The organism is Curvivirga sp. (genome assembly GCF_965219885.1).
Lineage (GTDB): Bacteria > Pseudomonadota > Alphaproteobacteria > UBA8366 > Aestuariispiraceae > Curvivirga.
The window spans coordinates 937,029-949,262 of the sequence record NZ_CBDCOT010000009.1 but is presented as its reverse complement, the minus strand read 5'-3'; the positions used below and the strand labels follow the sequence as shown (position 1 = coordinate 949,262).

11 protein-coding genes are annotated in these 12,234 nt (G+C 41.0%); 8 read left to right on the top strand and 3 right to left on the bottom strand.

What is annotated here, in order from left to right; all coding sequences use genetic code 11:
- Positions 1 to 33: 33 nt before the first annotated feature.
- A complete protein-coding gene (locus ACOQOA_RS09945) occupies positions 34 to 882 on the bottom strand; it encodes an MBL fold metallo-hydrolase (RefSeq protein WP_420548486.1) in 849 nt (282 codons plus the stop codon).
- Positions 883 to 1,095: 213 nt separating this feature from the next.
- Between ACOQOA_RS09945 and ACOQOA_RS09940 the strand changes: the two genes are divergently transcribed.
- Positions 1,096 to 2,340: an MFS transporter gene (locus ACOQOA_RS09940; protein WP_420548485.1), complete on the top strand. Its 1,245-nt coding sequence runs from the start codon at positions 1,096 to 1,098 to the stop codon at positions 2,338 to 2,340.
- A gap of 22 nt (positions 2,341 to 2,362) precedes the next feature.
- Here ACOQOA_RS09940 and ACOQOA_RS09935 read toward each other — a convergent pair whose 3' ends face one another.
- A complete protein-coding gene (locus ACOQOA_RS09935) occupies positions 2,363 to 3,052 on the bottom strand; it encodes a response regulator transcription factor (protein ID WP_155154090.1) in 690 nt (229 codons plus the stop codon).
- 193 nt (positions 3,053 to 3,245) lie between these two features.
- On the opposite strand from ACOQOA_RS09935, the gene ACOQOA_RS09930 reads away from it, so the two are divergent.
- The 3 genes from ACOQOA_RS09930 to ACOQOA_RS09920 all read left to right on the top strand — a co-directional run bounded on the left by ACOQOA_RS09930 (position 3,246) and on the right by ACOQOA_RS09920 (position 6,257).
- A complete protein-coding gene (locus ACOQOA_RS09930; RefSeq protein ID WP_420548484.1) occupies positions 3,246 to 4,397 on the top strand; it encodes a hypothetical protein in 1,152 nt (383 codons plus the stop codon).
- 27 nt (positions 4,398 to 4,424) lie between these two features.
- The gene (locus ACOQOA_RS09925; protein ID WP_420548483.1) at positions 4,425 to 4,925 is read left to right on the top strand and encodes a L,D-transpeptidase family protein; all 501 of its coding nucleotides are present in this window, start codon (positions 4,425 to 4,427) and stop codon (positions 4,923 to 4,925) included.
- Between the two features lie 255 nt (positions 4,926 to 5,180).
- Complete coding sequence (locus tag ACOQOA_RS09920) at positions 5,181 to 6,257, top strand: porin (protein ID WP_420548482.1); 1,077 nt, start codon at positions 5,181 to 5,183, stop codon at positions 6,255 to 6,257.
- 72 nt (positions 6,258 to 6,329) lie between these two features.
- On the opposite strand, the gene ACOQOA_RS09915 is transcribed toward ACOQOA_RS09920, so the two are convergent.
- A complete protein-coding gene (locus tag ACOQOA_RS09915) occupies positions 6,330 to 6,998 on the bottom strand; it encodes a YggS family pyridoxal phosphate-dependent enzyme (RefSeq protein ID WP_420548481.1) in 669 nt (222 codons plus the stop codon).
- A gap of 191 nt (positions 6,999 to 7,189) precedes the next feature.
- Between ACOQOA_RS09915 and ACOQOA_RS09910 the strand changes: the two genes are divergently transcribed.
- The 4 genes from ACOQOA_RS09910 (at position 7,190) to ACOQOA_RS09895 (ending at position 12,201) form a co-directional block, all read left to right on the top strand.
- Entirely contained in the window at positions 7,190 to 8,410 is a 1,221-nt protein-coding gene (locus ACOQOA_RS09910; RefSeq protein ID WP_420548480.1) for a cupin domain-containing protein, read from the top strand.
- A 26-nt stretch (positions 8,411 to 8,436) separates the two neighbouring features.
- Positions 8,437 to 10,239 carry a sulfotransferase gene (locus ACOQOA_RS09905; RefSeq protein WP_420548479.1) on the top strand — a complete coding sequence of 601 codons (1,803 nt, stop codon included), beginning with the start codon at positions 8,437 to 8,439 and terminating at the stop codon, positions 10,237 to 10,239.
- Positions 10,240 to 10,432: 193 nt separating this feature from the next.
- Positions 10,433 to 11,560: a porin gene (locus ACOQOA_RS09900; RefSeq protein WP_420548478.1), complete on the top strand. Its 1,128-nt coding sequence runs from the start codon at positions 10,433 to 10,435 to the stop codon at positions 11,558 to 11,560.
- 119 nt (positions 11,561 to 11,679) lie between these two features.
- Positions 11,680 to 12,201: a DUF3576 domain-containing protein gene (locus ACOQOA_RS09895; RefSeq protein WP_420548477.1), complete on the top strand. Its 522-nt coding sequence runs from the start codon at positions 11,680 to 11,682 to the stop codon at positions 12,199 to 12,201.
- Positions 12,202 to 12,234 lie beyond the last annotated feature (33 nt).

The following is a 12,234-nucleotide window of genomic DNA, read 5'->3' as shown; positions in this document are numbered from 1 at the left end:
AGAACTCAGATGAATTGAAAAGCAACAAGATGCTTATAGCAAGGTAACGGTTTCACCTTCGCGGGCCGCATCCACGCCATTTGGACGTAGCTTCTGAGCATCCGCTAAAATCTCATCCATGCGGTCGTCATCATGGCTTGGATCATGATGGAATAGGTATAATTGTTTCACATTTGCCATATCGCAAAGTTTTACGCCTTCTTCCCATGTGGAATGGCCAAATCCCATAAAGGTTTTATATTCTTCTTCGGTATAGCTGCTGTCATAAATGACCATATCAGAATCTTTAATCAGGTTAAGCACCACTTGATCCGGACGACCGGGAACATGTTCCGTATCAGTTATATAACATACTGACTTTCCACCATATTCCACACGGAAACCTGTTGCGCCATTTGGATGATTAAGCGGTGCAGATTTGATAACAACCCCTTCTTCTTCCGCTAATGTAATCGTCTCACCGGCCTCAAAATCATTATAAGATACATCAGCCCGGAAAATGGCAGGTGGCACCGGAAATAGAGGCGGGGACATCAATGTGTTCAAGGCTTCTGTCAATGTACGGTTTGGCACCAAATGCCCAGCCCAGATATTAATTTTATTCCCCGGTTTATGAAGGGGTCCAAAAAAGGGTAAGCCTACCACATGATCAAGATGGGTATGGGTTAGAAACATATTGATATGCTGTTCTTCATCCCCATAAGCCATCATCATTTTTTTGCCAAGACCGCGCAGGCCTGTCCCCGCATCAAAGACCAATGAATGCCCGCCACATGACATCTCAACACAGGAAGTATTGCCGCCATATCTGGTTGTATGTGGTCCGGGGCAAGCTAAGCTGCCTCTTGTCCCCCAAAAAGTAACGGTGAACCCGTCTGACATGTCACGTCTTTCTTTCGTATTATTTCTGCTTTTAATTATTATAAAATAACAGAAAATCCCGCTGTCTTACAAAAATCTAAAACACTATAAAAATAGTTGAATTTAAAATCGCATCTATTAAAACGATGTTTTGTAATATATGCCACTGATTTTTTACAAAAATTCAGAATTTTTCCATCACTAATTGTTTATCCATCATATTTAGGAATGACCATGGCAAATACTGAACCATCTTCTTTGCCAAATTGGACAGGTGTTCTTTATGGATTAGGGTTATCTACCTTGGCGGCCTATCACCAATTTAAGATGGCTCCCGTTTTATCTGAAATGGCAATAAAATTTTCCTATAGTCCCTTATTATCCGGGAGTTTCATGTCCATTTACGCTGTCGCGGGATTGATCTTGGCGCGATGGATGGGCAACCATATGCATGATAAGGACGTTGCGTCTTTTATCCGCAACATTCTGATCTTATCTCTTTTGGGTGCGATATTAGGCTTATTGTTACCGCAAAGTGATATTGCAATGTTTATTGCCCGGGCGATGGAAGGTATCGGGGCTTGTGGTCTATCTATTGCTGGTCCAGCAGTTATTTTCCGGTTTATGCGTCCAGAACAACAAGGATTGGCTGCTTCTATCGGTGCATTATGGATACCACTTGGGGTGATACTGGCAAGCTTGCTTGCCCTTTGGCCAGATAAATATCTTGGTATTTTAGATCATCAATGGCAATTGAATTGGATTGTCTCAATTGGAATGAGCCTGCTCCTTATTCTGAGCACCATGTTTTATCAAAAAAATCATGTATCTCTGACCCGCCAACATAAACCAGCGCCAGATGAAAATGGTCATATGACATCCTTATGGGATAGTCAGACCCATCGCATCTGCGTCATTCTCACGGCACTAACATTTGCTTTTTGGTCCTGTCAAAATATTGCCTTTATGAGTTGGTTACCTAGTTATTTGGCTGAAGATTTGGGATATCAACAGGAGCAGGCGGCCCTAATATTTATTGCCCCCATGGCATTTCTTGGTTTGTTTAATGTTCTGGCAGCACCTCTAATGCGTATCTTTGGTGCGACATGCCTGTTAACTGCCGCTATTTTGGGGCAGGGATTATCAGCCTATTTAATCCTCTATACCTTCACCAGTGAAGAGTTGATCATTCAGTTTATCTTACTGGTAGTTTATGGATCTTTAGCGGGAGTCACACCAAGCTGCCTCTATCGAATGCCAAGTCTGGTATTGGGACAACAATCGGGCACAAAAGCATTTGGATGGGTGATGTCTGGCAGAAATGTGGGGGTGTTTTCCGGTCCCCTAATCATTGCTATAGCCTTACAATTTACCGAAACCAAATGGGACTCACTTGGGATTACGATTATTGCTGCCTGTCTGATTTCTGCATTTGTAAGTTTGATTTTGATGCAAAAAGTAAAGGCCTTAACAACGTAAGGCCTTTCATTAATATTATGTTTTATGGAACCAGCTTATATCCACCCGGTTCCGTCACCAGAATTGAGGCCTTAGACGGATCCGGTTCAATTTTTTGTCTTAGGCGATACACATGTGTCTCAAGCGTATGTGTTGTGACACCTGCATTATATCCCCATACTTCGCCTAACAAGGTATCGCGATCAATCACTTTATCGCCACAGCGATAGAGATATTTGAGGATTGCTGTTTCTTTTTCCGTCAATCTAATTTTCTGATCCTTTACCTCATCAATTAATTGTTTTGATGACGGCTTGAAGATATAGGGACCAATATTAAAAACAGCATCTTCAGATTGCTCATGCTGACGCAATTGCGAACGAAGTCTGGCCAGTAAAACATTCACACGAAATGGTTTCGCAAGATAATCATTTGCCCCAGAATCCAATCCCAAAATTTCATCCGAGTCAGATGTATGCCCGGTGAGCATGATAATCGGTGAGGTCACACCATTCCTGCGCATTAGACGACATGCATCACGACCATCCATATCAGGCATCTCTACATCTAATAGGATGGCATCATAATGATCAGCCTGTGCCAATTCGATACCTTCTGTCGCATTATTGGCTTCTACAGTTTGAAATTCTTCGTGTAAGCGTAATTGTTCTGCCAAGGAACTGCGTAATGCATCATCATCATCAACAAGCAGAATTTTCTTCCCTACATTCATATGTTCAACCCTATCCAATGTATTATCCCAAGTACGAGGCTCAAGATTCAAATTAACGTCTTAGTCTCTTATGTATTGTTTTTTTAAAATATAGCAAGGTTTCAGTCACTTCATCCTTTTTTATCAAGAATTGTAATATTTTCCCTCTTAAATTGGCACAGTGCTTGCTTCTATCAGAGCGAGGAGAGAGAATATGAGTACAATTACGTCCATAATGGATACGGGCTTTGCCCCATGGTCCATGACGACCCCAACTAGTGAAAGTGGTTCTTCGTCCCAATCTGGCGCAGAAGTTTTTTCGCTGTCAGATATTTCATCTAAACCAAGACAGAGTTCTCAAGTGGCTTCATTGGGAGTCAAAAAAGACGACCTGAAAACACCAGCTTCTGTGAATCCATATGCATCATCTGGCACAGGCCGTCCAGAAGATAGAGATAATCTTGCTCTCTCCAAAAACGTTAAGTCTGAGGACCCTCTTGGTCCTTTGGATATACTTGATATCATTAATCCTCTACAGCATATCCCGGGCGTTGGTGCGGTTTATCGTGAAATAACAGGGGATGATATTAGCACGCCTTCCCGTATCGCAGGTGGTACGCTTTATGGTGGTATTGTTGGTTTCGCAGCAAGCGTAGTCAACTCTATTATTGATGAAGAGTCCGGAAAAGATGTTGGCGAACATTTCTTTGCTTTGTTTTCTGATGACACACGTTCTGCCAATCAGAATGTAGCCCAATCAGATGTAGAAGCAGAGAAGGTGGATACCTCACTTATTAAAGAAACAGTTCCAACACAGATCGCTTCTATTTCTGCAAATGAGCCTACTATAAGCCAAACACAAAAGTCTCTTGCAGAAAACCCTTCGGTAAAATCTGCTGAAGGTGAATTGGCTGATAAACTGGCCTCAATTCCAACGGCCTCTGGGGGTCTTGCCATGACCCATATGCCCGGTGCAATTTTAAATGATCCTAAATCCGTTGCAGAAGCCGCGTCTTTAAATTCAAATGCTCAACAGGCAATGCCTTTAAATCGTGAAGTTAGTTTTAAGCCTCTCTCTAAGGATATTAGTCGTCAACTGGATCGTATAAATCAATTGAATAATCAACATGCTGTTTTGCAAGTTCAAGAAGAAAGTAATCCTTCCCCAGTTGTAGAAAAGAAGCCGATAAAGCAACAAGCGGCAGCTAACGCAACACAAATAACACAAGATCAAGCAGCAAAATTGGCAGCCTATCAAAATGCCCAAACTATGGGACAACCTGCGTCTTCAGAACAGGTGGTTGATATTTCAAATGCAATGATGCAGGCCTTGCAAAAATATGATGCGTTGTTAAATGGTAACTAAGTATTTCTCTAGTTACCGTGAGGCCTTATGATTTTTACAGCTTCCCCCGACGGGTTTTCTATTCCTGGTTATGATCAGATATTTCCATGTGCCTTAGGCAAAAACGGACTTATCAAAGATAAAAGAGAAGGGGATAATGCGAGCCCTATTGGCGTTTGGAAAATCATACGCGTTTTATACCGTGCAGACAAAGGTTCCAAACCAATCTGCAATTTTCCAATTCAGGAAATTCAAACTGATGATGGATGGTGCGACTCACCTGAACACCATTTATACAATCAGCAGGTAAAATTGCCGTTTGAAGCCTCGCATGAAGAACTTTTTCGTAAAGATAATATATATGACATTGTGGTAGTATTAGATCACAATCTCGATCCGGCTGTTCCATATGGAGGAAGTGCCATTTTCATGCATATTGCACGTGATAACTATGAAGGTACAGCAGGCTGTATTGCTTTACGACGGGATCATCTTGAGCATATCTTATCAATAGCGCAGCCCGGCGATGCTATTGAGATCAAATTTTGATTATCCGAACCGCGTCTATATATCGAGTTGATACAGATAATTTATAGACTATCGTTTTGTAATATTTTTTTCTTATTTCTTCTATTGAAAGCCTTAAAAAACCTAACTATATGCCTTTTGTTTGAAAAATTTTCAGACATAAATTTACTTATAATTTCATAGCTACCATCTTCGAAATAACTCTTGTTTTTTGACGTGTGATGGAACTACGGCACATATGAAATTCATAATTAATTGCATATAAGGTGTTTAAACATGCGCAAAATTTTAATGGCTACAACAGCTGTTTCTGCTTCAGTGTTCGCTCTTTCTGCACAAGCAGCAGAATCTCCAAAAGTTTCCTTATCCGGTGCTATTGATATTCAATATACATCTGAATCTTCTGACACTGCTGGAAATGGTGGTACTGACAATCTTGGATATTCAGCAAGTAATACACAGTTAATCTGGGATATTGATGCAGAAGCGGACAATGGTTTGGCATATGGCGGCCGTATCGACTATCGTCCAACCAACTCATCAGGTTCTGCTACAGATTCTAACTTGGACGAAATCTGGATCGATTTGGCCGGCTCTTTTGGTAAAGTTGTCCTAGGTAATGATGATGGTGTAAGCGATGCTATTCCTGGTGGTACAGATCCATTGGTTGGTTCTTACGCTTATGACGGTGGGTTCGTTGGTGGTGAAAATCACCAAGTTGGCGGTGCTGCATTAGCTGTTGAATCCCAATTCAACACAGGTGACGAAGCTAAAATCTCTTATTTCACTCCAGCATTTTCCGGTTTCTCTGCTGGTTTCTCCTTCACACCAGATAGCTCTGTTACACCATCTTCTGGTACAGACTATGATAATCACTATGAATTCATTGCTGCTTATTCCGGTGAATTCGGCAATGTTGGTTTAGATGTGGGTGCAGGATATTACACAGCTGAAGCAGCAAATATCGGCTCACAATCATATGAAGATGTTGAATCATATGAAATTGGTGCAACAGTAACTGTGGCTGGCTTCACAATTGGTGCTGGTTACTTCGATGATGGTGACTCTTTAGTTGCAGCAGGTTCTTCTGCTTCTGCAGGTGAAGGTTACAATATGGCCGTTGGTTATAGCTTCGGTGCAACCGCTGTATCTCTTGGTTACCTTGCAACAGAAGCTGACGATGCAACAGGTACAACGGATGAATATGACAACCTTCATTTGGATGTTGAATACACAATTGCCGAAGGCTTAGCCGCATATGTCGGTGTTCAGTTGACTGAATCAAATGATGGTTCTGCCGGAACTACTGAAGAAGGACAGGCAGTCGTTATTGGTACAAATCTAGCGTTCTAAGATTTGCTATCCTAAATATAAAACGCCGCTTAGATTACCTCCCTAAGCGGCGTTTTCTTTTAAAGATTTAAGTTAGGCAGTATAATCTCGTTTACCAAAAATAGCGGATCCAACACGCACATATGTGGCACCAAACCCAACTGCGGCTTCATAATCGCCGCTCATACCCATACTTAATTCTTTTAATCCATTGCGATCAGCAATCTTTTTCAAATACGCAAAATGCAGTCCTGCTTCCTCATCCACAGGTGGGATGCACATCAATCCAACAATCGGCAGATTTAAATCTTCTCTGCAAGTTTTAATAAAATCATCCGCTTCGTCAGGAAGTATACCGGCCTTTTGTGGCTCATTACCTGTATTAACTTGAATAAAACATTTGATATCTTTGGGTGCTTTCTCAAGTTCCTTCGCCAAGGACTTTGCTAATTTCAGACGATCGATCGTTTGAAAGACATCGAATAACTCAAGTGCCTGTTTTACCTTATTCGTTTGGAGAGGTCCGATTAAATGTAATTCAATATCAGAATATTCCTCTGTCAGCTCCGGCCATTTTCCAGCTGCCTCTTGCACACGGTTTTCACCAAATACGCGTTGTCCAGCTGCTAAAGCTTGTCTCATAACATCGGCATCATAGGTTTTGCCAACGGCAACAAGTGTTACATTTTTGTCTTTACGAGGGGCTTCTTCCAAAGCTTTTACAATATTTGTTTTCACCACTTGTAAATTTTCCGACAGCATTCATTTAACTCCAATAAGGAAATATTCGTATTTTTACATGGATACCCTTGCAGGGATTTTCGAACAAGATCAAAAAAACAGGAAAATTCATACTATTTGACATGACTCATAGTCAAAGAACTGTTTTCAAGTCATTACAGGCATAGTATCAAATCCATCTGTGAATGTTCACACCTACCGGAAAGAAAGCCATGAGTAAGAAATCCAAACCCGCAAAGCCTCTAAGTTACGATTGCAGTTTTGCAGATATTATTGCCCCTATCACGGAAGAGGAATTTTTCAGAGACTATTTCGGGAAGAAACATTTACATATTCCGGGTGCTGCAAATAAGTATGAAAAAGCAATGACCTGGGAAATTTTATCAAATCTCCTGAATATGCATTCGATCTGGTCTTCTAGCTCATTAATGCTTGCGGTAGATCGCAAAGTTATTCCGGCGAATGAATATTGTCGTCCGGGCATCGATCATTCCGGAAATAATGTTATGCAACCAGACCCCAATATGGTGAAGCAGCATATTTCCAATGGTGCAACTTTGGTCTGCAATGACATCGATACATTAAACCCTGGTCTGATGGGCATTTGTAATGCGCTTGAAAAAGCGGTTAATGGAAAGTCCCAAGCAAACTTATACTGCTCTTCCAAACAACGACAGGCTTTTGGTAGCCATTATGATACCCATGACGTATTTGCAATGCATATGGAAGGTGAAAAGGTTTGGCGTATTTTCAGTAAGATGGAAAATCTTCCTATCCGCCATCCTGAATATATCAAGCCTGATGAGCGCCAACAAAAAGAACGCGGAGATTCATATATTGAGATCACGATGAAGCCTGGTGATTTTCTATATGTTCCTCGTGGGCTATATCACGACGCTTTGTCTTCTTCAGATGGCTGTATCCATATTGCCTTCGGCTTAACAGGTTACATTGGCTTAGATGTTATTGAAACATTAGGCAGCGCAATGGTTCATGATCCACTTTTCCGGCTAAATGCGCCTCGACTTTCTTTAGGTCGTGATGCAATGAAAAAGCATCTTTCCGAAATGGCAGATCATATTGGAAAAATGTTGCAAAGTGATAAATTCATCGATGCAACCATACAAAGGATTGAAGATTTCCATTATGAACGCAGTAGTTATGAATTGCCGTTAAAGGCAAAGAAAATTCGCTTTAAGATAACCTCTCCTGATTTTTCCATAACAATGGCGCAGGGAAAAATCGCATTGGTTAACAGTCAAAAACAAGGTGTTCCAATCCCACCAAATCTTGTTGATCAAATCAAATGGGTTATATCCAAATCAGAATTTGAAAGAACAGAATTCACAGAAAAATTCTCTGAAAGTGGTATTGATGCACTTGATCAAACATTGCAAAATCTGCAAAACATGCGCGTTATTCAACAAGTATAATAAACTAGCCTAAGAGAAAAATACCTATGTCTGCTTTAAGCCCACAAGCACAAAAGATCCTCATGAAAGCATATAATTTGCGCAATGAAGGAAAAATCGACGCTTCCTTGAAACAGGCAAAATCTGTAGCAAAAAAGCACCCAGATGATATTCATGTAACTTATCTTCTGGGTTCTTTATATAATGAGAAAAAGAACTATTCTCTTGCTCAAAAGAATTTCTCAATGGGCATGAACAAAGATCGCAATGGCCATATTAATCAAGGTGGCCTAGGCGCAGTTTACTTCCGTATGGGTGAGCATGAGAAAGCACTTGAGCTTCTTACGCTCGCCTATTCAAGAGCCCCAAAGGAATATTCTCACATCAATAACTTGGGGCAATTATACTATGCTATGGGTGATACGGATAAGGCGGCAGAACTTTTAGATATTGCCTTTACAATGAATCCATCTGACGTAGAAATTGCAGGCATTCTTTCCAATATCTATGTCAAGAAAGAGAACTATAATAGAGCCCAAAAAATATTGATGATTGCGGCAAGTAAAAATCCTGATGATTTGGAAGTTCAATCCGTATTGGCAAGTTTTTACGAAAGTCGTACCTTATTAGAGCCTGCAACAGCACTTAATAAAAAGGTATTAGAAAAAGACCCTGACCATTTCCGTGCTCATTTTTCGTTATACAATATTTACTCACAAGAAGGAGATATTGAAAAAGCGAAAGAACATCTCAAAGAAATGGTTCGCATTGACCCGACAAATATAGACGCTTTAAGTGCATCCGTTCAAATCAAGGCTCAGGAAGAGGTCTTTGGTGACAAACTTGATGCAGCTTTTGAATTTTCCAAATCTCTGGTTATAGACGACACAAAGATTTCCAATCTGGATCATGGAAGCTTATTTGGATTAAGCGCAATCATGGAGAGCCAAAAAGACTTTGATAACGCATTCAAAGCTTTAAAACTGGCTAACGATAAAAAGAAAATTGAAAATGAACTCTATGGAATGAAGTTTGATAGAGATCATTTCCTAAATTATGTCCAGTATCTGAAAGATTTTGATAATTGGGATCAACTTTTGGATAGTGTCGACTATCAAGACGATAGAATGGTCTTTATTGCTGCTTTGCCGCGAAGCGGAACCACGTTGATGGAACAAATTCTTGCTGCCCATCCAGAATGTGATGGTATAGGTGAGTCAGAGAATCTCGATAAATTAAAAGCAGAAGTAGCAGGTAAGCTGATCAAATTCCCGCCATCTATAGAATGGCCTGCACATTTTATGGCGCGCTCTGAGGAAGACAAAATTCAGCTTTCTAAGACATTTATGAAAAACTCGGAAAACCTCCTTGTAAATAAGGCTGCGACGAAAATCGTCGAAAAGTCGATTGGTAACTTCCTATATATAGGCCTGCTTGCGGCAATTCTGCCAAAAGCAAAATTTATCTTTGCAAAGCGTAACCGGGCTGCCAGTGGCCTTTCTATCTATCAGCAAAGTTTTGCCAATCAATTCCTATTTGATAATGATTTAGATGATATCAACTTCATGTTCGATATTCTGGATGAACTCATGGAATTTTGGCAAAGCCGTTTAGGAGATCGTATCTTAACAATTACCTATGAAGACCTTGTTACGGATACGGAAAATCAAGCAAAATCAATTATTTCCCATATTGGATTGGATTGGGATCCTGCTTGTTTGGAATTCTATAAGAATAAAAGACAAATCAAAACCGCCAGCTTGCATCAGGCACGTAACAAGGTTTATTCCAGCTCAGCTGAAAGATATCTAAACTACAAAGACCATCTTTCACCTCTCCTTGGCAGTTAATTGAATTTGTTACAAATTATTTCCAAAATACGCTTGTTGCAAAAATGCCACAACAATTTCAAAAGCGCGAATTTGCCTTAATAAGTCGTTGCACCCTAAAGCTTCCTATGAGTATACAGAATGCGGAAACAGTTTTGTTTTCACAGTTAAACTTTGTCTGAACATTCTTTCAGACATCTTGGAGGTATTTACTATGCGTAAAATTCTATTAGCTACATCTGCATTGGTTGCAGGTTCTGCTGTAGCTGCTTCTGCTTCTGCTGCAGAAGCTCCAACAGTATCTTTGTCCGGTGGCATCGACATTCAGTACATTTCTGAAACAAACGACACATCCAACAATCGTAAAGACGACTTGGGTTACTTGCCATTCATGACAGCTTTGATCTGGGACATCGATGCAGAAGCTGACAACGGCTTGGCATATGGCGGTCGTATTGACTACCGTCCATCCAACGCTAGCGGTTCTGGCGGTGCAAACGACAACCTTGACGAAATCTGGATCGACTTAAAAGGTTCTTTCGGTAAAGTTGTTCTTGGTAGCGACGACGGTGTTGGTGAAGACAACGTACCACAAGGTGGTTCCGTACTAGTTGGTTCCTTCGGTTGGACAGGTACATATGTATCCGGTCGTTCTAACAGCCAATTGCAAGGTAACGCTCCTGGCCCAGACGCTGGTTACGATTCTAGCGACGCTGCTAAAATCTCTTACTATACACCTTCCTTCGGTGGTTTCTCCGCTGGTTTCTCCTTCGTTCCAGATAGCTCTGTTGGTTCCCTAACAGACAGCTCTACAGGTACAAGCGTATCTCTTGATGCAGACAACATGTATGAGTTGATGGCTTCTTACTCTGGTGAGTTCGGTGGCGCATCTGTAACAGTTGCTGGTCAATACCGTACAGCTGACGTTGCTGAAACAACAGAAGCAAACGCTGAAGGCCGTGAAGACATTGAAGTATTTGAAATCGGTACACAAGTTGGCATCGCTGGCTTCAACATCGGCGCATCTTACTTCGATAACGGTGAGTCCGGTATCTTGAAATCTTCTGACGCTGACGCTGGTCACGGTTACACATTGGGTGTTGCTTACTCCTTCGGTGCAACAGCTGTTTCCGTTGGTTACGCTGCTACAGAAGCTGAAGACATCAACGGTCAAGACGACACATACGAAAACTTGTCTTTGGACGTAGAATACACAGTTGCTGAAGGTCTATCCACATACGCTGGTGTTCAGTTCTCTGAATCTGACGACGCTTCTGTAACAGGTTCTGCTGGCGAAGAAGAGTCTACAACCGTTATCATCGGTACACGTCTATCCTTCTAATTCTTTAGAAGAAATAGTCTAAATACAAATGGGGAATCAACTTCGGTTGATTCCCCTTTGTTTTGGTATAATATGCACACACTCTTTTCATAATTAGTTAATTTTTTCGGGTTTGAATTATGCCAAAAATTAGTCGCTTCCTTATATTAGCTACTCTTGCTGCTTTCTTAGCCTCCTGTTCAGGTGGCCAACCAAGTGTTCCTTCCGAAACAGATAGAGAGTGGGACCGTCGCCAAAGAAATGGTAAATTGTTAGGGGAAGAAGGATTTTCTTTTGGTGGTTCAAGCAGCGATGAATCTTCAATAGGCGGCGTAGCAGTAAATGCTTTTATCTGGCGAGCCTCACTTGATACAATTTCCTTCATGCCATTAAATCAGGTGGACCCATTTGGTGGCGTTATTATCACTGATTGGTATAGCCCGGCAGAAAAACTAAATGAGCGATTTAAGTTAAACGTGTATATTCTATCCCAAGAACTACGTTCTGATGGTTTACGCGTCTCTGCATTCAAGGAAGTAAAGAATGCGGCTGGCCAATGGGAAACAGTTGCTGTTTCAAAAGAATTTGCCTTAAAAATTGAGGATTCTATTTTGGCACGTGCACGTCAAATGCGTGTTGCTGCCTTGGAAAACCAAGAATAAGACTACTTAATTTTTTTATGTAATCATAATAAC

Bases quoted from the DNA above. Each gene is read 5' to 3' on its own strand.
- ACOQOA_RS09945 (WP_420548486.1), bottom strand. From the start codon at position 882: ATGTCAGACGGGTTCACCGTTACTTTTTGGGGGACAAGAGGCAGCTTA.
- ACOQOA_RS09940 (WP_420548485.1), top strand. From the start codon at position 1,096: ATGGCAAATACTGAACCATCTTCTTTGCCAAATTGGACAGGTGTTCTT.
- ACOQOA_RS09935 (WP_155154090.1), bottom strand. From the start codon at position 3,052: ATGAATGTAGGGAAGAAAATTCTGCTTGTTGATGATGATGATGCATTA.
- ACOQOA_RS09930 (WP_420548484.1), top strand. From the start codon at position 3,246: ATGAGTACAATTACGTCCATAATGGATACGGGCTTTGCCCCATGGTCC.
- ACOQOA_RS09925 (WP_420548483.1), top strand. From the start codon at position 4,425: ATGATTTTTACAGCTTCCCCCGACGGGTTTTCTATTCCTGGTTATGAT.
- ACOQOA_RS09920 (WP_420548482.1), top strand. From the start codon at position 5,181: ATGCGCAAAATTTTAATGGCTACAACAGCTGTTTCTGCTTCAGTGTTC.
- ACOQOA_RS09915 (WP_420548481.1), bottom strand. From the start codon at position 6,998: ATGCTGTCGGAAAATTTACAAGTGGTGAAAACAAATATTGTAAAAGCT.
- ACOQOA_RS09910 (WP_420548480.1), top strand. From the start codon at position 7,190: ATGAGTAAGAAATCCAAACCCGCAAAGCCTCTAAGTTACGATTGCAGT.
- ACOQOA_RS09905 (WP_420548479.1), top strand. From the start codon at position 8,437: ATGTCTGCTTTAAGCCCACAAGCACAAAAGATCCTCATGAAAGCATAT.
- ACOQOA_RS09900 (WP_420548478.1), top strand. From the start codon at position 10,433: ATGCGTAAAATTCTATTAGCTACATCTGCATTGGTTGCAGGTTCTGCT.
- ACOQOA_RS09895 (WP_420548477.1), top strand. From the start codon at position 11,680: ATGCCAAAAATTAGTCGCTTCCTTATATTAGCTACTCTTGCTGCTTTC.